Annotated in this window: 33 protein-coding genes; 32 read left to right on the top strand and 1 reads right to left on the bottom strand. The window is 51.8% G+C overall.

Annotation, left to right across the window (positions count from 1 at the left end; all coding sequences use genetic code 11):
- The 16 genes from FBF28_02305 to rplO all read left to right on the top strand — a co-directional run bounded on the left by FBF28_02305 (nucleotide 1) and on the right by rplO (nucleotide 6,911).
- The gene (locus FBF28_02305; GenBank protein ID QJU08390.1) at nucleotides 1-465 is read left to right on the top strand and encodes a 50S ribosomal protein L22; all 465 of its coding nucleotides are present in this window, start codon (nucleotides 1-3) and stop codon (nucleotides 463-465) included.
- Nucleotides 466-1,101, top strand: coding sequence for a 30S ribosomal protein S3 (gene rpsC, locus FBF28_02300; GenBank protein ID QJU08389.1), 636 nt, complete (start codon nucleotides 466-468; stop codon nucleotides 1,099-1,101).
- Nucleotides 1,102-1,515 carry a 50S ribosomal protein L16 gene (rplP, locus tag FBF28_02295; GenBank protein ID QJU08388.1) on the top strand — a complete coding sequence of 138 codons (414 nt, stop codon included), beginning with the start codon at nucleotides 1,102-1,104 and terminating at the stop codon, nucleotides 1,513-1,515.
- Nucleotides 1,515-1,721, top strand: coding sequence for a 50S ribosomal protein L29 (rpmC, locus tag FBF28_02290; GenBank protein ID QJU08387.1), 207 nt, complete (start codon nucleotides 1,515-1,517; stop codon nucleotides 1,719-1,721). Before rplP ends, rpmC begins: the two co-directional genes overlap by 1 nt.
- Nucleotides 1,721-2,032, top strand: coding sequence for a 30S ribosomal protein S17 (gene rpsQ, locus FBF28_02285; protein QJU08386.1), 312 nt, complete (start codon nucleotides 1,721-1,723; stop codon nucleotides 2,030-2,032). The genes rpmC and rpsQ overlap by 1 nt, the downstream gene beginning before the upstream one ends.
- Nucleotides 2,029-2,397, top strand: coding sequence for a 50S ribosomal protein L14 (rplN, locus tag FBF28_02280; protein QJU08385.1), 369 nt, complete (start codon nucleotides 2,029-2,031; stop codon nucleotides 2,395-2,397). The genes rpsQ and rplN overlap by 4 nt, the downstream gene beginning before the upstream one ends.
- Nucleotides 2,397-2,717, top strand: a complete 321-nt coding sequence (gene rplX, locus FBF28_02275; GenBank protein ID QJU08384.1) for a 50S ribosomal protein L24 — start codon at nucleotides 2,397-2,399, stop codon at nucleotides 2,715-2,717. Before rplN ends, rplX begins: the two co-directional genes overlap by 1 nt.
- Nucleotides 2,717-3,301, top strand: a complete 585-nt coding sequence (rplE, locus tag FBF28_02270; GenBank protein ID QJU08383.1) for a 50S ribosomal protein L5 — start codon at nucleotides 2,717-2,719, stop codon at nucleotides 3,299-3,301. The genes rplX and rplE overlap by 1 nt, the downstream gene beginning before the upstream one ends.
- The gene (rpsN, locus tag FBF28_02265; GenBank protein ID QJU08382.1) at nucleotides 3,301-3,570 is read left to right on the top strand and encodes a 30S ribosomal protein S14; all 270 of its coding nucleotides are present in this window, start codon (nucleotides 3,301-3,303) and stop codon (nucleotides 3,568-3,570) included. The genes rplE and rpsN overlap by 1 nt, the downstream gene beginning before the upstream one ends.
- A gap of 20 nt (nucleotides 3,571-3,590) precedes the next feature.
- Nucleotides 3,591-3,992 carry a 30S ribosomal protein S8 gene (gene rpsH / locus FBF28_02260; GenBank protein QJU08381.1) on the top strand — a complete coding sequence of 134 codons (402 nt, stop codon included), beginning with the start codon at nucleotides 3,591-3,593 and terminating at the stop codon, nucleotides 3,990-3,992.
- A gap of 125 nt (nucleotides 3,993-4,117) precedes the next feature.
- Nucleotides 4,118-4,648, top strand: a complete 531-nt coding sequence (locus FBF28_02255; GenBank protein QJU08380.1) for a hypothetical protein — start codon at nucleotides 4,118-4,120, stop codon at nucleotides 4,646-4,648.
- A gap of 91 nt (nucleotides 4,649-4,739) precedes the next feature.
- Nucleotides 4,740-5,273: a 50S ribosomal protein L6 gene (locus FBF28_02250; protein QJU08807.1), complete on the top strand. Its 534-nt coding sequence runs from the start codon at nucleotides 4,740-4,742 to the stop codon at nucleotides 5,271-5,273.
- 2 nt (nucleotides 5,274-5,275) lie between these two features.
- Nucleotides 5,276-5,626, top strand: coding sequence for a 50S ribosomal protein L18 (locus FBF28_02245; GenBank protein QJU08379.1), 351 nt, complete (start codon nucleotides 5,276-5,278; stop codon nucleotides 5,624-5,626).
- Between the two features lies 1 nt (nucleotide 5,627).
- On the top strand, nucleotides 5,628-5,846 hold the full coding sequence (locus tag FBF28_02240; protein QJU08378.1) for a hypothetical protein: 219 nt from the start codon (nucleotides 5,628-5,630) through the stop codon (nucleotides 5,844-5,846).
- Between the two features lies 1 nt (nucleotide 5,847).
- Entirely contained in the window at nucleotides 5,848-6,438 is a 591-nt protein-coding gene (locus tag FBF28_02235; protein QJU08377.1) for a 30S ribosomal protein S5, read from the top strand.
- A complete protein-coding gene (gene rplO / locus FBF28_02230) occupies nucleotides 6,438-6,911 on the top strand; it encodes a 50S ribosomal protein L15 (GenBank protein ID QJU08376.1) in 474 nt (157 codons plus the stop codon). Before FBF28_02235 ends, rplO begins: the two co-directional genes overlap by 1 nt.
- A 70-nt stretch (nucleotides 6,912-6,981) precedes the next feature.
- On the opposite strand, the gene FBF28_02225 is transcribed toward rplO, so the two are convergent.
- A complete protein-coding gene (locus FBF28_02225; GenBank protein ID QJU08375.1) occupies nucleotides 6,982-7,686 on the bottom strand; it encodes a hypothetical protein in 705 nt (234 codons plus the stop codon).
- A gap of 138 nt (nucleotides 7,687-7,824) precedes the next feature.
- Between FBF28_02225 and secY the strand changes: the two genes are divergently transcribed.
- The 16 genes from secY to FBF28_02145 all read left to right on the top strand — a co-directional run bounded on the left by secY (nucleotide 7,825) and on the right by FBF28_02145 (nucleotide 18,948).
- Complete coding sequence (gene secY / locus FBF28_02220) at nucleotides 7,825-9,288, top strand: preprotein translocase subunit SecY (protein ID QJU08374.1); 1,464 nt, start codon at nucleotides 7,825-7,827, stop codon at nucleotides 9,286-9,288.
- Between the two features lie 38 nt (nucleotides 9,289-9,326).
- A complete protein-coding gene (gene infA, locus FBF28_02215) occupies nucleotides 9,327-9,593 on the top strand; it encodes a translation initiation factor IF-1 (GenBank protein QJU08373.1) in 267 nt (88 codons plus the stop codon).
- Between the two features lie 51 nt (nucleotides 9,594-9,644).
- On the top strand, nucleotides 9,645-9,773 hold the full coding sequence (locus FBF28_02210) for a 50S ribosomal protein L36 (GenBank protein ID QJU08372.1): 129 nt from the start codon (nucleotides 9,645-9,647) through the stop codon (nucleotides 9,771-9,773).
- Nucleotides 9,774-9,775: 2 nt separating this feature from the next.
- Nucleotides 9,776-10,162, top strand: a complete 387-nt coding sequence (rpsM, locus tag FBF28_02205; protein QJU08371.1) for a 30S ribosomal protein S13 — start codon at nucleotides 9,776-9,778, stop codon at nucleotides 10,160-10,162.
- Nucleotides 10,163-10,177: 15 nt separating this feature from the next.
- A complete protein-coding gene (gene rpsK, locus FBF28_02200) occupies nucleotides 10,178-10,567 on the top strand; it encodes a 30S ribosomal protein S11 (protein ID QJU08370.1) in 390 nt (129 codons plus the stop codon).
- Nucleotides 10,568-10,569: 2 nt separating this feature from the next.
- Entirely contained in the window at nucleotides 10,570-11,190 is a 621-nt protein-coding gene (gene rpsD, locus FBF28_02195; GenBank protein QJU08369.1) for a 30S ribosomal protein S4, read from the top strand.
- A gap of 21 nt (nucleotides 11,191-11,211) precedes the next feature.
- Nucleotides 11,212-12,129 carry a DNA-directed RNA polymerase subunit alpha gene (locus FBF28_02190; protein QJU08368.1) on the top strand — a complete coding sequence of 306 codons (918 nt, stop codon included), beginning with the start codon at nucleotides 11,212-11,214 and terminating at the stop codon, nucleotides 12,127-12,129.
- A 2-nt stretch (nucleotides 12,130-12,131) separates the two neighbouring features.
- Complete coding sequence (locus tag FBF28_02185) at nucleotides 12,132-12,521, top strand: 50S ribosomal protein L17 (protein ID QJU08367.1); 390 nt, start codon at nucleotides 12,132-12,134, stop codon at nucleotides 12,519-12,521.
- A 1-nt stretch (nucleotide 12,522) separates the two neighbouring features.
- Complete coding sequence (gene rplM, locus FBF28_02180; protein QJU08366.1) at nucleotides 12,523-12,954, top strand: 50S ribosomal protein L13; 432 nt, start codon at nucleotides 12,523-12,525, stop codon at nucleotides 12,952-12,954.
- Between the two features lies 1 nt (nucleotide 12,955).
- Nucleotides 12,956-13,354, top strand: coding sequence for a 30S ribosomal protein S9 (gene rpsI / locus FBF28_02175; GenBank protein ID QJU08365.1), 399 nt, complete (start codon nucleotides 12,956-12,958; stop codon nucleotides 13,352-13,354).
- Nucleotides 13,355-13,429: 75 nt separating this feature from the next.
- The gene (locus FBF28_02170) at nucleotides 13,430-14,284 is read left to right on the top strand and encodes an alpha/beta hydrolase (GenBank protein QJU08364.1); all 855 of its coding nucleotides are present in this window, start codon (nucleotides 13,430-13,432) and stop codon (nucleotides 14,282-14,284) included.
- 115 nt (nucleotides 14,285-14,399) lie between these two features.
- On the top strand, nucleotides 14,400-15,056 hold the full coding sequence (locus FBF28_02165) for a hypothetical protein (GenBank protein ID QJU08363.1): 657 nt from the start codon (nucleotides 14,400-14,402) through the stop codon (nucleotides 15,054-15,056).
- A gap of 24 nt (nucleotides 15,057-15,080) precedes the next feature.
- Nucleotides 15,081-16,142 carry a tryptophan--tRNA ligase gene (gene trpS / locus FBF28_02160; GenBank protein QJU08362.1) on the top strand — a complete coding sequence of 354 codons (1,062 nt, stop codon included), beginning with the start codon at nucleotides 15,081-15,083 and terminating at the stop codon, nucleotides 16,140-16,142.
- Between the two features lie 93 nt (nucleotides 16,143-16,235).
- Nucleotides 16,236-17,417, top strand: coding sequence for an RluA family pseudouridine synthase (locus FBF28_02155; protein ID QJU08361.1), 1,182 nt, complete (start codon nucleotides 16,236-16,238; stop codon nucleotides 17,415-17,417).
- A complete protein-coding gene (locus FBF28_02150; protein ID QJU08360.1) occupies nucleotides 17,410-18,240 on the top strand; it encodes a hypothetical protein in 831 nt (276 codons plus the stop codon). Before FBF28_02155 ends, FBF28_02150 begins: the two co-directional genes overlap by 8 nt.
- A 3-nt stretch (nucleotides 18,241-18,243) precedes the next feature.
- Entirely contained in the window at nucleotides 18,244-18,948 is a 705-nt protein-coding gene (locus FBF28_02145) for a tetratricopeptide repeat protein (GenBank protein ID QJU08359.1), read from the top strand.
- Nucleotides 18,949-18,978: the final 30 nt, after the last annotated feature.

The following is an 18,978-nucleotide window of genomic DNA, read 5'->3' as shown; positions in this document are numbered from 1 at the left end:
ATGGCTGATACTACGTATACTGTTCGCGCTTACGCCAAAGGTGTTGACCAAACACCACGCAAGGTTAGCCTGGTGGCTGCACTAGTACGCGGCCGCACCGTCGCTGATGCATTGGTTATCTTGGAGCACGTGCCAAAACGCGCTGCTTTGCCAGTCAAGAAGGCGATCGACAGTGCCAAGGCAAACGCCATCAACAACCACGGTTTAGACGCCAAAAGCTTGGTGATTACCACGTTAAGCGTTACCACTGGTACGCGCCTGCGTCGCTTTAAGCCAGCGTCAAAGGGTCGTGCGTTGCCATTCCAGAAAAAGACTTCAAACATTTTGGTTGAAGTAACCGGTACCGAGAAGCCAAAGAAAGCGCCTGCGAAAAAACCAGAGACCAAGGCCAAAGCAGAGACCAAACCTGCCAAACCTGCAACGAAAAAAGCCGCCGAAACCACGGCAAAAAAGGAGGAGAAGTAAATGGGTCAAAAAGTGAATCCAATCAACTTCCGCCTACAAGTTCACAAGAACTGGAGCTCTCGTTGGTTTACGGCCAATAAGAAAGAGTTTGCGGAGGCAATTCGCCAGGATCACGAAATCCGCGAATTGATTGAGAAGAAATTTGCCTCACGCCCAACCATCAATCGCATTGAGATTGAGCGGAGTGCCAACTTGATCACGGTAACTATTCACACGGCGAAAGCTGGTGTAGTGATTGGCCGTGGTGGTGCTGGCGTGAATGAATTGAAAAAGCAAGTTGAGAAGATTGTCGGGTCACCTGTTCGCATCAACATCGAAGAAGTGCGCCGACCAGAACTAGCAGCTAAATTGGTAGCAGAAAACATTGCTCGCCAGTTGGAGCGCCGCATCAACTTCCGCCGCGCCACCAAAATGACCGCACAAAACACCATGAGTGCCGGTGCCAAAGGTATCCGCATCGAGGTGGCTGGTCGTTTGAACGGTGCGGAAATGGCACGCCGCGAAAAGGTGATCGAGGGCTCAGTGCCGCTTCACACCCTTCGCGCTGATATTGACTTCCACTGTGCTCGCGCCCAGACACCAGCTGGTATCATCGGCGTGAAAGTGTGGATTTATAAGGGAGAAAGGAGTCGCTAAATGCTGTTACCAAAGAAAACCAAGCACCGCAAAGTGCGCATCGGTAAAAACCGTGGTCAAGCAACCCGTGGTAATTACATCGCGTTCGGCGACTTTGCACTGCAATCACAATCAAACGAGCGCATCAACTCCCGCCAAATCGAGTCTGCTCGTCAGGCAATGACCCGCTACATCAAGCGTGGTGGTAAGATTTGGATCCGGATTTTCCCGCACACCCCAGTTACCCGCAAGCCACTTGGTTTGAAGATGGGTGGTGGTAAAGGCAATCCAGAGTTCTTTGTTGCTAAAGTAAAGGCCGGCACGGTGATGTTTGAAATGCAGGGCGTTTCCGAGGAAGTAGCCCGCGAAGCAATGCGCCTGGCGAGCCACAAACTACCAGTCAAATGTAAGTTCATCAAGCGGGAGGACGCATAATGGCTGAAGCAAAGAAAACCGCAAAAGCAGCAGTTGTAAAGACGGTTGATGATTTGAAGAAGGAACTCGCCGAAAAGCGACATGACCTGCTTCAAGCAAAACGTTCTCACGCTGCTGGCGAATTAGTTAATCCAAAAGCGTTGCGTTCACTCCGCAAGGACATCGCACGCCTGCTGACACAAATTAATGAAAAGGAGAGCAAGTAATGGCCCGACGAACACTGATTGGCGTCGTAACGAGTGCTAAGCGCGACAAGACCATCACTGTGACGGTCACCAGCCGCGAAACGCATCCGCTCTACGGCAAACAGTACACCGTGACTCGCAAGTACACTGCTCATGATGAGACCAATCAAGCAGGCGAAGGCGACAAGGTGCAAATCGAAGAGACCCGCCCAATTTCCAAGACCAAGAGCTTTACGCTGGTCAAGGTGATTGAAAAGTCTCGCGGTTCTATCAAACTAAAGGCTGAAGTTTCTGGCGAAACTGAGGAAGAGACCAAGGAGGATGACAAATGATCCAACAAGAATCTCGCCTCAAGGTAGCTGACAACTCGGGTGCCAAAGAAGTATTGTGCATCCGCGTCCTCGGCGGTACCCGCCGCCGCTACGCTCGCGTTGGCGACGTGATCGTCTGTTCAGTCAAGGACGCCAGTCCAACTGGCAACGTCAAAAAGAAGTCTGTCGTTAAAGCTGTGGTGGTTCGTACCCGCGACCAAATCCACCGCAAAGACGGTTCAACCATCTGCTTTGATGACAACGCCGTGGTGATTATCAACGATGACAAGCAGCCAAAGGCTACCCGTGTCTTCGGCCCAGTACCTAGGGAACTACGCGACATGGGCTACATGAAGATCGTAAGCCTAGCTCCGGAGGTACTCTAATGGCTCGTATTCACAAAGATGACACCGTAAAAATCATTGCTGGTAAGAACAAGGGCACGACTGGTAAAGTTCTGAAAGTTAACACCAAAGATCAGACTGTTTTGGTCGAAGGTGTTGGCGTCGGGCACCGCCACGTCAAGCCAAGCCAGTACAATCCAAAAGGCGGCAAGAAAGATATCCACGTACCGATGGACATCAGCAAAGTCGCCCTGGTTGTCGACGAAAAGTCAGGCAAAACCAGCCGGGTTGGTTTAGTAAAGAACGCTGACGGCGGCAAAACTCGCGTCGCTCGCCAAGCAAAAAATAAGGAGATTAAATAATGGCAGAGAAGAAAACCGTCGTGCCAGCTCCTCGCTTGAAAGCCTTGTACCAGGAGAAATACCTGAAGGAACTGCAAGCCGAACTAGATCTAAAGAACGTGCACCAAGTGCCAGCTTTGGAAAAGATCATCGTGAGCGTTGGCACCGGCAAAAAGAAAGATGACAAGCGTCACTTTGAAATTGTCAAAAACACCGTTGAGAAAATCACCGGTCAGGCACCAGTTGCCCGCCAGGCAAAGAAGTCAATCGCTGGCTTTAGCATCCGTAAAGGTATGGGTGCGCCAATCGGTGTGAGCGTTACGCTACGTGGTGCTCGGATGTACGAGTTCATGGATCGCTTGATCAATGTAGCCCTACCTCGCGTACGCGACTTCCACGGTGTTGGCCTGAAATTTGACAAAGGTGGTAACTACAACCTGGGCATCATCGAGCAATCGATTTTCCCAGAACTGACGTTTGAGGAGACACAGATTTTGCATGGGCTGCAGGTAACATTTGTCATCAAGAATGGCAGTAAGGAAGCATCAAAAGCCTTGCTGGAGAAGTTCGGCATGCCGTTCGAGAAGAAAGGAGGCGTCAGGTAATGGCTAAGAAATCAATGATCGCTCGCGATAAAAAGCGCCTGAAGATGATCGCAAAATACGCTGCGAAGCGCGCTGAGCTCAAAGAACTTGGCGACCTCGACGGTTTGCAGAAATTGCCTCGCAACTCAAGCCCAACTCGGCACAAGAACCGCGACAGCATTTCCGGCCGTCCACGTGGCTACATGCGCCAGTTCGGCCTGAGCCGCATCAATTTCCGCGAAAAAGCAGCCAAGGGTGAAATCCCAGGCATAACAAAGAGTAGTTGGTAAGAAGGAAAGGAGATTCGACAATGTCTATGCAAACTACAGACCCAATCGCCGACCTTCTGACGCGCATTCGCAATGCGAAACTGGTTGGCAAGACGGAAGTTCGCGTTCCGTCCAGCAAGATGAAAAAAGTCATCGCTGAACAATTAGTCAAAAACGGCTACCTTGCAGATGTTAAACTAGAGGATGCCAAGCCTCGTGGCGTGCTGGTCGTGACCATCAACGAAGAAGGCACTAACAGCACCATCAACGAGATCACCCGCGTCTCAAAGCCAGGCCGTCGTGTCTACGTCGGCGCTAGCGAAATTCCAAAGGTGAAAAGCGGCCGCGGTTTGGTACTCATCTCAACCTCAAAAGGTGTCATGACTGGCGCTGAAGCAGCTAAGGCGAAGCTTGGCGGTGAGTTGTTGTTGAAGGTGTACTAGAACATCACAATAAACAAAATAAACGTCCTCGTCATGCAGGGCGTTTATTTTTATATGTTTAAAGATCAGTCAGCCCTCGCCTAATATGACTTTTAGTATAACGTATCCTGCTATACTGTAAACATATGCGTAGCTTCCTCCATATGACAAAAACATCAGACCAAGCAGAAATAACCGTCAAAGATGTCTTCGCCGTTGATTTTTTGCCTTTCTTGTTATCTATCGTCGTTATGGTGCCGCTACTGTACGGAATAGGCTGGCTTATCGGCAGTGCTGACCCCAGGCAGGGAGTTCCTGGTTATTATATTCAAGTACTATTCATGGAAAATCCTCTCGTTGAGCTAATTATGGTCGCCGCCGCTTGCTTTATCGCTGTCGGGAGAGAACCCCAGATACGCTTTTGGTCGACGCTAGGAGTAGCTATACTCATTGCTCTGGTTGATGCATCAAACTTTCTTTGGCATATCGATGTCAGCGGCTATTTAAGTATCTTCGCTGGTATTCTGTTAATGATCTCTGGTTGGCGGCTATGGGATTATTACGAAGTGCGTAAAATCTACACCATGACAGAACCATATTTAACCAAGGCTGCGCTAGCAACATATATTACTCTTGGCATTTTGGCGATTGCCCTACTCATTCCATATGGTAACTAAGCAGAACGATCAAAAAACCTTGCATTTTACCCCTAATCCATGCTAAAATACCAGGGTTAATATTAAATCACACGAAAGGTGAGTAATGAGTCTGAGTCGAATCGGAAAACTGCCGGTGGTTATTCCGGCCGGTGTGACAATCACGGTTGACTCTGGTGACGTGGTCGTAAAGGGCCCGAAAGGTGAATTGACACAATTCATCACGCCAGCGGTTGAGGTGAAAGTCGAAGACGGACACGTCACGGTTCATCCGAAGGATGAGTCCAAAACTGCTCGCGCCCAGCACGGTCTGATGCGCGCGCTGATCAACAACATGGTAATCGGCGTCACCAAGGGCTACGAGAAGCGTCTCGAGGTCAATGGTGTCGGTTTCCGCGTGAGCTCCAGCAATAATGAGCTGGAAATGGCGCTCGGGTTTTCACACCCAGTCAAGTACAAAGCCCCAGAGGGCATCACCGTTACCAATGAAAAGATGACCATCATCGTCAGCGGTATCAATAAACAGCAAGTCGGCCAAGTCGCTGCGGAAATCCGTGCGCTAAAGAAGCCTGAACCATACAAGGGCAAGGGTATCAAGTACGCTGACGAGCAAATTTTGCGCAAAGCAGGAAAGACAGGTAAGTAATCATGGCTGAAAACAAGAAATTACTCAACCACGCTCTTCGCAAAAACCGCGTTCGCGCGAAAGTTTCAGGCACTGCAGAGCGCCCACGCCTGACGGTCACCATCAGCAACATGCACGTCAGTGCTCAGCTGATCGACGACGTCGCAGGCAAGACATTGGCTGCCGCAACCACCGTTGGCACCAAAGCAAAAGGTACGATGAGCGAAAAATGTGCTGCCATCGGTACGGAAATTGCCAAGAAAGCAAAGAAAAGTAACATTAGCGCAGTGGTCTTTGACCGCAACGGCCGCCAGTACGCTGGTCGCTTGAAAGCATTGGCTGATGCTGCGCGCCAAGAAGGATTGGAGTTCTAGTATGGCAGAGGATGTATCAAAAGAAACTGAGCGTCGTTATTATACTGGCCCGCGCGAGTGGGGCCCAGAGAACTTTGCAGGTCTCTGCATATCTCCAAGTGAGGTCGTCGAACGTGAGATTGATGGTCTCTTGCGCACCATGGCTGCAGCGGCGATTGATCCTAGAAGGGCTTTGCATGAGTTGACAGTTAAAATTGAAGAAGGAGAGAAAGAGGATTAGTATGGCAGAGCAAGCTGCAAATACTACCCCACGCGCAGAAGGCCGTCGGCCTCGCAGTCCGCGTGGTGGTCGCCGCGATGACCGGCGAAATGTGCGTGATGACGCACCAAAAGAGTTTGAAGAATTGGTTATCAACATTGACCGCGTGTCTCGCGTGGTGAAGGGCGGCCGCCGTTTCCGCTTTAAGGCGTTGGTAGTTGTCGGTAACCGCAAGGACAAAGTCGGTGTTGGTGTGGCTAAAGGTGCCGACGTGCAAGCTGCTGTTGCCAAGGCAACCTCAGTCGCCAAGAAGCACTTGATCACTTTGCCACTCAACGGCGAGACCATTCCACACGACAGCGAAGTTAAGTTCTCAGGCGCCCGCGTGCTGATCAAGCCAGCCGCTCCTGGTACTGGTATCATCGCTGGTGGTGTTGTTCGACAAATCATCGGTGTGACCGGTGTTCGCAACCTATTGACCAAGTCACTTGGTTCAACCAACAAGGTGAACATCGCTTACGCAACTATTGAAGCATTGAAATCACTCGTTCCACGCGAACAGTGGCTCAACGCTCAGCCAGTCAAAAAAGCTGCTAAAAAGGAGGCTAAGTAATGAAATACAACGATCTCCAAGTTTCAGCAAACAAGGATAAAAAGCGTGTTGGTCGCGGTATCGCTGCTGGCCAAGGTAAAACCGCTGGTCGTGGTACCAAGGGCCAAAACGCCCGCACTGGTAAGAAGCTTCGCGCTATGTTCCAGGGTGGTCAGCGTCCATTGGCTCAGGCTGTGCCAAAAGCTCGCGGTTTCAAGAGCTTGCGTACACCAGCTCAGGTAGTCTACCTCGACCACCTGAACGCCTTTGACGGAAAAACCGTCGACAACGCATTGCTGTTTACCGAAGGCTACATCGCCACGCCGTTCCACACGGTCAAGGTGATCGCCCGCGGTGAGCTGAAAGCCAAGGTTGACTTGAAAGTTCAGGCTGCTTCCGCTTCAGTCGTCACAGCGATTGAAAAAGCTGGCGGCTCATTTGAGAAAGTCGCAACACCACTGCGTAAAAGCATGAAAGAAGCCGAAGAAAAATAATCTTCCTTTAGTAACTAGAAAATCCCCTTCGTAAGAGAAGGGGATTTTCTTTTATCTTTGGTGAGTCGGATTATTTTTCGCTACATTTCTGCGGTGCAACGAAATAAATCGTTACACGCCTGTTGGCCGTATCATCGCTAGTATCATGGGTGGCGACCATCGGCTCAGAAACAGTAATCTTACGCTCTGGAATTCCATTAGATACCAAATCGTGCTTAATCTTATCGGCACGCTCCAAAGCCAGCTTTGAGCCCTCACCCGTCTCATTAGGAACCAGTTCAATCGAAAATTGCTTGTCAGTATTAAATTTGTAAAGCATTCCTAGCTTAGCCATTTCAACATTGTAAGTTCCACGTTGGTATTGCGTTGAATCTGGCTTGAAGAGAATGCTACGAAAGTTAAACTTGCCATTCTCTAACACAAAATAGCCATCCTTTACGTGTGTATAACCAGATCTCCGAAAATCTGCAGACGTTAGGCATTTTGTGGCCTTCGTAGCTGAGCCTTGCTGATTGTCTTTATCCTCCTCATTGTCATTATTCTTATCAGGCTTGGTCGCTCGCTGACGTGAAGTTGTTGTATCAGCTGAAGAAGTGGAGTTATTCGACACAATAATAATTGTTATGATAATCCCGACTATCGCCAACACGCCGACAATCGCCAGCGTAATCCACAGCCATAGCTTACTTTTCTTTGGCGGATAATGTGGCGGTAATTCTGGGCTTAGCTGCGGCATTGGCGATGGAGTTACTGGAGTTTCGGGCTGCTGTTGCATACGACACCTCAATCTTGCGTTATGTTATTATTTCAATTATAGCGCATGTGCTTTTATGTTTTTAGTATGGAAATATTAGTCGCGGTCATGTATAATTAACAGAGTTAAGAATTGTTAGTGACTATGAGGGGCTAAAACATGAATTGGAGAATAATTTTCCGGTCGCTGAAAAATAAAGATATGCAGAAACGCCTGGCCATTGTGGTGGGGATTATCGTGGTGTATCGAATGCTGGCGCATATTCCGGTGCCGTTGGCTAATCCGACACAGATGAAGACGGCACTGGCAGCAGCGCTGGGACAGACTGACCTCGGCGGGTTCTTGAACTTGCTTTCGGGTGGCGCGCTGGCGAGCTTTTCACTCGTGCTGGTTGGACTCAGCCCATTCATTACCGCTAGTATCATCACTCAGCTACTCACCAAGGCCATCCCGAAGCTCGAGGAGCTACACAAGGACGGCGAATCAGGCAGGCGCAAGATTCAGCAGTGGACGCGGCGGCTGACCATCCCACTGGCTATCGTCCAGTCAATCGCCTTTATCTTCCTCTTGCGCCAGACGGTGCTGGCCGGCGGTACGACGACGCTGAGCGACCCGACGATGCTCGAGTGGACAGTTGGTGTGACAGCGATGACGGCCGGTTCGGTGCTACTCATGTGGCTGGGTGAATTGATCACCGAGCAGGGTATCGGTAATGGTATCTCCATCTTAATTTTCGCTGGTATCATCAGCCAGATCCCGCAGATGCTGGGCTCACTCATCTCGTCGCTCGGCAACACCTCGGCTGGCGGACTGAACGTCTTTAACTGGTTTACCCTGCCGGTGAATCCAACCGTCTTTTGGCTGGTGGTGATCATGGCTATCGCCTCGCTCATCGTTCTTTACTTCCTGGTGAAAATTAACGAGGCTCAGCGCGTCATCACTATCAATTACGCCAAGCGTGTCCATGGCAATTCCAGCTACGGCGGTATCAAGAGCATCCTGCCGGTCAAGCTAATCGCTGCCGGCGTCATCCCGGTCATCTTTGCCGTCGCCTTCCTCAGCTTGCCGCAATTCATCGGCCAAGTCATGAAGGCTTCGGGCAATCCAAACCTGCAAAACACTGCCAACACCCTGATCACGTGGTTTCAGGCGCCGAACCCGGGCTCTTTTACCGGCAGCACCTGGGAGGCATTCATTTACCCGACGCTGTATTTCCTCCTAGTTATTGCCTTTACCTATTTCTACACCGGGATCGTCTTTAACGCCAACGAAATCGCTGAGAATCTGCAAAAGCAGGGCGGCTTTATCGAGGGCGTCAGGCCCGGTGAGCAAACCGAGAAATATCTGATGCGCACCGTCAATCGTTTAATTTTGTTTGGCTCAATCGTCCTCGGCATCATCGCCATCTTGCCGTTTGTCGCTGAATACTTGATGTATCACCTGGCGGCGATCAGCGGCTCACGCCTGTCGATCGGCGGTACCGGGCTGCTCATCGTAGTCTCGGTCGGCCTCGAGTCACTACGCCAGCTCAACTCGCGCGCTCTGATGGTTACCTATGACGACTTTGACCCAGACGAACTGACCAAGAAAAAGTCGAAAAAACGGCGCTCATCGCTCTTGTAATCGCCGGGGCAATACGGTATAATTGACAACTGTAACTTATGGCGAGTCAAAAGGAAGTCATCAAGATGATTGGTAAGGTGGTGGAAGCACTGCCTAATACCCAATTTCGGGTGGAACTGGAGAATGGCCATAGTATCATCGCGCACATTTCGGGACGGATGCGCAAGAATTATATCCGCCTGGTGCCTGGTGATAGGGTGGAAGTCGAGATGACTCCTTACGATCTCACAAAGGGTCGCATCGTCTTTCGCCTCAAGGAGGAGCGACCAGCGCACGTGGCTCGAAACACGCGGCGCTCGTCATAATACTAACGATAATCTCGGGTTTACTCGGGAAGGGAGATTTCAGAGCACTTTATGAAAGTTCGTGCAAGTGTCAAGAAGATCGACAAAGATCCCAAGAAAGGTGACAAGCTAGTCCGCCGCAAAGGGCGACTGTATGTCATCAACAAACGAAAACCTAAGAACAAGCAAAGGCAGGGTTAAGCATGGCTCGAATTGCTGGGGTAGTTATCCCAACAGAGAAGCAAGTGCAAGTTGCGCTCACCTATATTTATGGGATTGGGCCAAAGTACGCTTCGAGCATCCTTGCGGCGGCTAAGATTGAGCCGACCACTCGGGTGAAAGATCTCACCGAGGCTGAAGAAAACAAGATTCGCGAAATTATCGACAGCGAATACACCGTCGAAGGTGATCTCCAGCGCTTGGTAACTAACAACATTAAGCGCTTGAAGGATATCAACGCCTATCGCGGTCTTCGCCACAAAGCAGGACTGCCGACACGCGGACAGCGGACTCGTACGAATGCACGAACTCGCAAGGGTCGCGCCATCGCCGTGGGCGGTACACAACCAAAAGCAGCAAGTAAGACCTAAAGAAAGGACTAAGAAATGGCAGACGCAAAATCTACCAAGAAGAAGCAGCGCCGATCAGTCCCAGCTGGTCAGCTGCATATTCAAGCAACATTTAACAACACCATCGTTACTTTTTCCGACAAGAAAGGTAACGTGTTGACCGCTTCATCAGCTGGTGCATGTGGTTTCCGTGGTAGCAAAAAAGGCACCGCCTATGCTTCACAGGTTGCTGCTGAGAAAGCTGCTGAAGCTGCGAAAACTCAGTATGGTTTGAAATCAGTTGACGTTTTCGTCAAAGGTGTCGGTTTGGGCCGTGACGCCGCTATTCGTGCGATTGGCGCCTTCGACATCTCAGTAGAAAGTATTAAGGACGTAACTGGCGTGCCTCACGGCGGTGTCCGTCCACGAAAGGCACGGAGGGCATAATTATGGCACGAGATAATTCACCGATTGTCAAGCAAAGCCGCCGCGAAGGTTATGCGCTTCATCCAAAAGCACATAAAGTTTTGGCACGAAAATCTGGCATTCCAGGTCAGCACGCACACAGCCGACATAGCAAGCCAAGCTTGTACGCCACGCAGCTGCGCGAAAAGCAAAAAGTTCGCCGCCTGTATGGTTTAGTGGAAAAGCAATTTGCTCGGCTGATGAACGAAGCAACTCGCGCCCAAGAAGGTTTGGCAGGCGAAAATCTGCTCAAGTTGCTGGAGCGCCGCTTGGATAATGTCGTTTATCGTTCTGGATTCGCTGTTAGCCGCCGCGCTGCTCGCCAACTAGTCAGCCACGGCCACTTTGAGCTAAACGGCCGCCGCGTCGATATTCCATCGATTCGCGTTAAAGCTGGCGACGTCATCACCGTTCGCCCAAAAAGCACCAAATCTGAATACTTCACGCGGATTGATGATGTGATCAATAATTCAATCCAAGGCCCGCTGAGCTGGCTAAAGAGTGATAGCAAGAAGCTGAAGATTGAAGTGACTGGTTTGCCAAAGCGCGAGGAAGCAGAAGCTGACATCAACGAGCAATTAATTGTTGAGTATTACTCACGATAAAAGAAGGGTTAGGGAAGAATTATGGCAAAAGCAATTTACAATCCAGCACTCGCGAGCGTTGATGATATTTCCGCGACCAGTGCAACCTTTCTGATCGAGCCGATGCACGCCGGCTATGGCAATACGCTGGGTAACTCAATGCGCCGTGTCTTGCTATCAAGCATCCGTGGTGGCGCGATCGTCGCTTTCCGCATCGAGGGTGCGACACACGAGTTCACCACCGTCGAGGGCGTCAAAGAAGATGTCGTTGACATCATGCTGAACCTAAAGGGTGTGCGACTCCGCGTTCACACTGACGAGCCAGTTGAGCTGCGTCTGGAAAAAACTGGTGGTGTTATCACCGCTGGCGACATCCAGGCAAACAGCGAAGTAGAAGTTGTTAACCCAGACCACATCATCGCTACCATCGATGATCCGAATAAGACCGTCATCATGGACTTGGTGGCAGAAGCTGGCCGTGGTTACCAGACGATTGAAGAGTCGAGTACTAATCGGTTGCATTCCGACATGATTGCGCTCGATGCTATCTTCACGCCAGTACTGCGCGTTCGCTATAAGGTTGACTCGACACGCGTTGGCGACGAGACCAACCTCGAAAAGCTGGCGCTGACGGTGGAGACCGACGGCACGATGACACCGCGCGAAGCCTTTGAGGAAGCAGCGGCTATCCTCGTCAGTCAATATAGCGCGCTGGCAGGTTCGACTGTGGTGGCTGGTGCACCAGCGCTGGGTAACGACGAGGCAGATGATTCTGAACTTGACATGTCAATCGAAGAATTAAACCTAAGCGCCCGCACCACGAATGCGCTGATTAACAATGAAATCCGCACCATTCGCGACCTGGTGACTTTGACCGAGCAAGATTTGCGAGAATTGAAAGGCTTTGGTTCAAAGGCGCTGGATGAAGTACGCGACAAGATGGCGGAGTTGGAGTTTTAACTATGCATAGACACGGATATCAAGGGCGCAAGTTCGGCCGTGAGCGTGATCAACGGCGAGCCTTGCTGAGAGGCCTGGCAACCAGCCTGGTTGAGCACGGCAAAATCGAGACCACCTTGCCGAAAGCCAAAGAGCTGAAGCGCCACATTGAAAAAATCATCACCAAGGCGAAGAAGGGCGATCTAGCCAGCCGCCGCCAGGTGATCGCAGCACTCAGCACCCGCGCTGCTGCTTACAAACTGGTTGATGAAATTGCCCCGCAACTCGGCGGCCGCACCAGCGGACACGTTCGCGTTGAGCGCACCCGCCTACGTGTTGGCGACGGCGCACAAATGGCAATCATCGAGTTTGTCGACGACATCAAACCAAGGCAGCAGAAGGAGGAGAAATAAGATGAAGACTTATTCACAAAAACCATCTGAAGTTTCTCGCCGCTGGGTATTGTTTGACGCGAGCGAATTGCCACTCGGTCGTTTGGCAACTGAAATCGCCAAGCACTTGACTGGCAAATACAAGCCAACCTACACACCGCACGTTGATGGTGGTGACTACGTCGTGGTTATCAACGCTGCAAACACCATCGTTACGGGCTACAAGGAAACCGACAAGCATTACTACCGTCACAGTGGTTTCCCGGGCGGCATCAAAGAAACGCAGTTCAAAGAAATGCGTGAACGCCACCCAGAACGAATTATTGAAGCAGCTGTCAAGGGCATGTTGCCAAAGAACAAATTGCAAGCAGAACGCCTCAAGCGTCTGCGTGTATTTGCCGGCAGCGAACATGCTCACACAGCACAAACCCCAGAGAAAGTTGAGGTAAAGTAATATGGCTACTGATACCTATTTCTACGGCTTGGGACGACGCAAAAGCGCTTCAGCAAGTGTTCGCTTGCTTCCTGGCAAGGGTACCATCACCATCAACGGCAAAGCAGCCGCTGAGTACTTGGATGGCAATAAAACCTTGCTCGCAGAAGTAACCGACCCACTAGCTATCGTCAGCAAGCAAAAGGAATACGACGTTACCATCTTGGTTAAAGGTGGCGGTCTCGCTGGTCAAGTTGACGCCATCAAGCTTGGCATCGCTAAAGCATTGACGGCTGCTCACGCTGATCTGCGCCCAGTCTTGAAGAAGGCTGAGCTGCTCAAGCGCGACCCACGCGAGAAAGAGCGCAAGAAATACGGTCTGCGTTCCGCCCGCAAGCGCGAACAATTCTCCAAGCGTTAAAACAGAGGAGAAAATGATTCTCGAAAATACTCCGTCTCATGTGCAGGCGGAGTGTTTTCATAGTATACTAAGACTATGTTCGACCGACTCATCCACCGCTGGCTGCGCGTCCCGTACACCCTGAATGTGCATTATTTTTGTCGCCCAGATAACCCAAAATCTACTATTCTACTTATCCATGGGCTGGGCACCTCTTGGCGCACCTGGAAGCCACTGGAGCAATATCTGCCTAAAGATACGCAAGTTATCGCCATCGACATGCTAGGATTTGGCAATTCACCAAAACCCGACTGGAAATCATACAACGCCCACGACCAGGCCACCAGCATCGCCGCTACGCTACGTCACGAATCAATCACTCATCTTGACATCGTCATTGGCCACTCTATGGGTTCGTTGGCAGCTGTAGAACTCGCTAAAAAATATCCAAAATTAGCTCAGTCGCTAATCCTATGCAGCCCACCAATATATCACCCTAAGATTGATGAGAAAATCCATCATCCAGAAAAAATATTACGGGCCCTATATAGCCTTATCAACAAGCATCCGAGGAGCTCAAAGCGCCTGTTGCAGTTCGCTGACCGACATAATATATGGCCCGACGCGGGATTTAAGGCTGATAAAATTACTGCTAAATCCTTCCTGACCGCTCTAAATACTGCAATAATCAATCAAACCACGATGACTGATATATCACAATTGAAACTGCCAATCACTATTCTGTCGGGCAAACTCGACCCACTGATCGTCGAACGGAATTTGAAGAAACTAGCCAAAGAGCATAAGAATATCGCCCATCGCTCGATGACCATGCAAGGGCACGAAATAACGGATACATACGCTGAGCGCTTGTCCGGACTAATCAGGCAGCACTTTGCGGGCGAGTATCCGTCAAAATCTACAAGTCGCACAAAAAGATTAAGAAAATGATCTATAATTGAGATCGGGTCCAAGCCCAGACTATCGTATCAATGAATCTGTATAGCGACGCCAAATAGCGTATACTTAACAATATAATCATCCCCGTAAAATCAAAGGAGGCCGTATGACAGCAGCAAAACAAACTATAGGCGTTATCGGTTCGCTAGGCGATTTGGGTTCGCAATTGGTACAGCGCGCTAAGAAGTACGGCTTTCTAGTTCGCGAATTTGACATAGCCGACCGCCACACCAACACAGAAGAATTATCTGATTGCGAAATTATCCACGTGTGCGCGCCCCTGGAAAATTTTACCGTACCGCCCGTGAGGGGGCTGATAATTTTACACGATAGCGTTATGGACACCAGCCGCCGATTTAACGATCAGCTTGGCCAGAAAGCTGCCGTCGTCCATTTGCTAATGAATAGCGCCCAGCGCGCGGTTGTCGCCAGCGATCAGCCAAACGCCGAGGCGGCAGCCAGCCATTTGCAGCAATTAGGATTTAACCCAATTTCTGTGCCAGTCGATGAGCACGACCGAATCATTGCCCGGTCGCAAGCCCCATTGGCACTGCTTTGCGACGCGCTGCTGCCTGAATTGTTTCAATTGGATAAAGAAGGCTTGCTGACGCCGTCGGGCGAAACGCTGGCAGAAACCTTACGTTCCCGCACGCTCATTTGGACGCCAGCCACCCGCCGGGCAATATTGCGCAATCCTCAACTGCGTGAACTTATTAGCGAACTGTCGAACATCCTAGACCGGGCACAGTCAGCAGATAAATAATTTCAAAACCAAAGGAGTGTTATAATGAATACAATGAAACCATCCAAACCCGTCATCCTCACTGGCGTACGCGCCAACAACGATATTCACATTGGCAATTATTTTGGCGCTATCTTGCCGATTGTTGATATGGCGAAGCGCCGCTCGGCCGATTATGATATCAATCTGTTCATCCCGGATCTGCACAGCTTCACCACGCCGATTGACCACAGCAAGTTGTACGACAGCATCCTCAGCAACGCCCGGATTTACACGGCCGCAGGGTTGCCGCTAGATAACGAGGCGATTCATTTGTACCGCCAAAGCCGCGTCTCAGCCCACAGCGAGCTGGCGTGGATTTTGGACTGCTTCACCGGGTTTGGCGAAATGAGCCGAATGACGCAGTTTAAGGATAAGTCTGACAAGCTTCACGGCGACCAGATTTCCGTCGGCCTCTTCAACTACCCAGTCCTGATGGCCGCCGACATCTTGCTCTACGGCGCCACTTACGTGCCAGTCGGCGACGACCAGACGCAGCACCTGGAATTCACCCGCGACATCGCCGAGCGCATGAACCGCAAATTTGGCGATCTGTTTGTCGTGCCCAAACCAGTCGCCGAGCAGCACCAATTCTTCGGCAACGACCAAGGTCTGAGGATTAAAGATCTGATGAACCCGACCAAAAAAATGAGCAAATCCGACGACAGCGGCAAGGGTGTCATCTTCCTCGGCGACGAGCCAGAGGCAGCGCACAAAAAAATCATGAGCGCCACCACCGACTCACGGGGCACAGTGCAGTACGACCGCGACAACCAACCGGGAATTTCCAATCTGCTGGAGATTTTGACGCTGGTGCGCCAGGACGCTGGACGAGACGTCAGCTTGGAACAGACCATTAGCGAATACGCGGGCATGGAACGCTACGGCGATTTCAAGCGAATCGTGGCTGATGAAGTCGCGGAATTCTTGGCGAATTTCCAGGCGCGTCTGGCGGCAGTTGACGAGCGGGCAATTGAGGACAAACTAGAGTCCAGCGAGCGCGACATGAACATCGTCGCTAATGCAACCCTGCACCGCGTCCAAACGGCTGTGGGGCTACGGAGATAGCGTAATGAAGGCAATTTTTTTCGCCGAGCTAGAAACGCCGCCAAATCAAGCGTCGCACATTCCTGACTGTTCAAATACCCGAGGACACGCCGCGTGAAAATTTCGCCGCGCACCGTCCTCAAGATCGCCAGATTATACCAACTGGCGGACGACAGCACGCCCGTCAAAGCCTTGCGCCATCTGAAGGTCCAGACAGATGAATCGCACATCGTGGCGGAATTTATCCTGAACAAGCAGCACTTCGCCGTGCTCTACGGCTCGATCGTCGATGAAGAATCAATTGACGAATTGTGGCCTGACAAGCCAGCTAACGCTGAGATTTTGCCAAACCCGCTTGACCCAAGCTGCATCGAAACGCCATTTCAAGGCAAGTTCGTCATCATGCTCCACATCATGCCGACCAAGCAGCGCCTGGACATCCACTTGTCCACGGCATTTGACCCGTCAATTTCGCGCAGTCTCTGGCAAAAATACATCAAAGCCGGGCATGTTTCGGTCAATCAGCGAGTGGTGACGGCGCCGAAGTTTGAGGTTGACGAGACTGATGAAATTGCCGTCAAGCTGCCAGAGCAGGAGCAGACCAGTGCAGAGCTGCCAGTGTTGTACGAAGATGATGACGTGATGGTGGTGAACAAACCCAGTGGTCTCCTGACACACGCCAAAGGTGGACTGTCGACCGAGCCGACGGTAGCGGAGATTATTCGTCCTAAAACCTCATTCGCCTCGGACACCGACCGGCCGGGCATCGTCCATCGGCTCGACCGCGACACTTCGGGCGTACTGATCATCGCTAAAACCGATGACGCCGCGACCCACTTACAACGGCAATTTGCCCAGCGTACCGCCAAAAAAACCTACCTAGCAGTGACCGACGGCGTGCCGAAACTAGCCGCCGCGAAGATTGACCTGCCGATTGGCCGCAACCCGTCCGCGCCCAGCACCTTCCGCATCGACCCGAACGGCAAGCCCGCCCAAACGACCTACCGCGTACTGATGGCGACTGACAACCAGGCGCTAATTGAACTTAAGCCCACCACCGGCCGCACCCACCAGCTGCGCGTTCATATGGCGCACCTAGCCACACCAATTCTCGGCGACCGTGTCTACGGCAAGCCAAACGCCAGACGTCTGATGCTTCACGCCCACAAATTAGAAATCACGTTGCCATCGGGCGAACGAAAAACCTTTGAGGCGGCCGTTCCGGAGGAGTTTCAACAATTATTCCCGAGAGTTGCCGCAACCCCGAACGAGCCCGGCGAGGCCACTCATGACTAACACCCGCCCGCCGCGCACACCAGTGGTGGCGCATCGCGACCACGCTCCACTGCGCCAACTCGCCGAGCGGCTACCACAGGCGGTGATCATCACCGCCGAGCGTGGACTGGACGGCATAGGCGCCGCCGAATATCTGGCGGGCCTCACGCCATCAGAGATGATTCGGCTGCAGCCGCTGGAGGCAAAAACCACGATTACGACTGAGCAAGTCCGCACCATGATCGCTATGCTGCGCACGCACGCCACCACCCGCCGCGTCATCATTATCAATCCAGCCGACCACATGAGCGAGGCGGCCCAGAATGCGCTTCTCAAATCCCTAGAGGAGCCGAACGCCAACACGCATTTTTTGCTGGTGACCGAGAACGAACAGCAGCTCCTGGCCACCATTCATTCGCGCTGTCAGGTACTGACCCTGCACCGTACCTCGTCAGCACAGGACGAGACGCTGCTTGATGCTACCTCTCTCACTGCCAGCGAGCGGCGCCAAATCCTGTTCCTGGCCGCCGGCCGGCCACTCCTCATCCGCCAACTAGCACGCACACCGAAACTACTGTCAGAATATCAAGCTATCGCCACTGACGCCAAATGCATCCTCTCTACACCGGGCTCATACGAAGCACTACGCACGCTGCCATCCTATTTCACCGACCGCACCAAAGCCCTCCAGCTGATCGACATCCTCCTCACCATGGTGGCGTTTCAGATGAAGACTCAGCCGAGTCCCACACACCAGTCCCTCCTTGATCGGATCATCACCGCCGAAACCCGGCTAAGGCACAATGGCAACGTACGGCTGGCGCTGATCAATATTGTGGTATAATAGATGCATATGTCTGGATTATTAGTTATCCTGCTGGTTATGGTGTGGGCAGTTTGGTATCAGCCGTCAGTCGGCGAAGCACAAAACTTACCAGTTAAATTGTCAGAGAAACTTGACAAGCTCTGGGCTATCGCTCAAGAGTCGCTGCGTGAAAACAAATATCTGCGTGCCGAGAAAGCACTCCTAACCATCCTGCGCGTCGATGAAAAGAACGCCACGGCCTACAATCGCCTGGGGATTTTGTATGCCAAGCAGCGTGCCTACAAGGACGCCATCGAGTGCTTTGAAATCGCCCAGAGCCTCGAGCCGAGCGCCTCGAGCCTGCACAATGTCGGCCTCATTTACTACGAGACTCAAGATTATGTCAAGGCGGCGCTGGCGTTTGAGCAGGCGCTTGATATGGAGGCCAGTCATGCCGCCCGGCACATCGCTTACGCCAAGGTCCAGGAGAAATTAGGTAATACGAAGAAGATGCTGGCGGCGCTAGAAAAGGCCGCCGAGCTTGAACCGACGCCGCACACATTGAATACGCTTGCCCAAGCCTACGACAGCGCCAAGCAGCCCGAACTGGCCGCCAAGCTTCGCGAGCGCGCCACGGCCATGCTCACGCCCGACAAGTCAGCCGCCGTCCCGCGCCGTTCGCCACACCCAGCTCATCCTCAGCAGGCACGCCAGCCGCGGCAACAATCACGAAAAGTGATCATGTAGACCTTGTCTTGGGTGACAAAACTTGCTACA

The organism is Candidatus Saccharibacteria bacterium oral taxon 488 (assembly GCA_013099195.1).
Lineage (GTDB): Bacteria > Patescibacteriota > Saccharimonadia > Saccharimonadales > Saccharimonadaceae > Nanosynbacter.
Note: the sequence above shows the minus strand (reverse complement) of the source record. Positions and strands in the feature narration are given on the sequence as shown.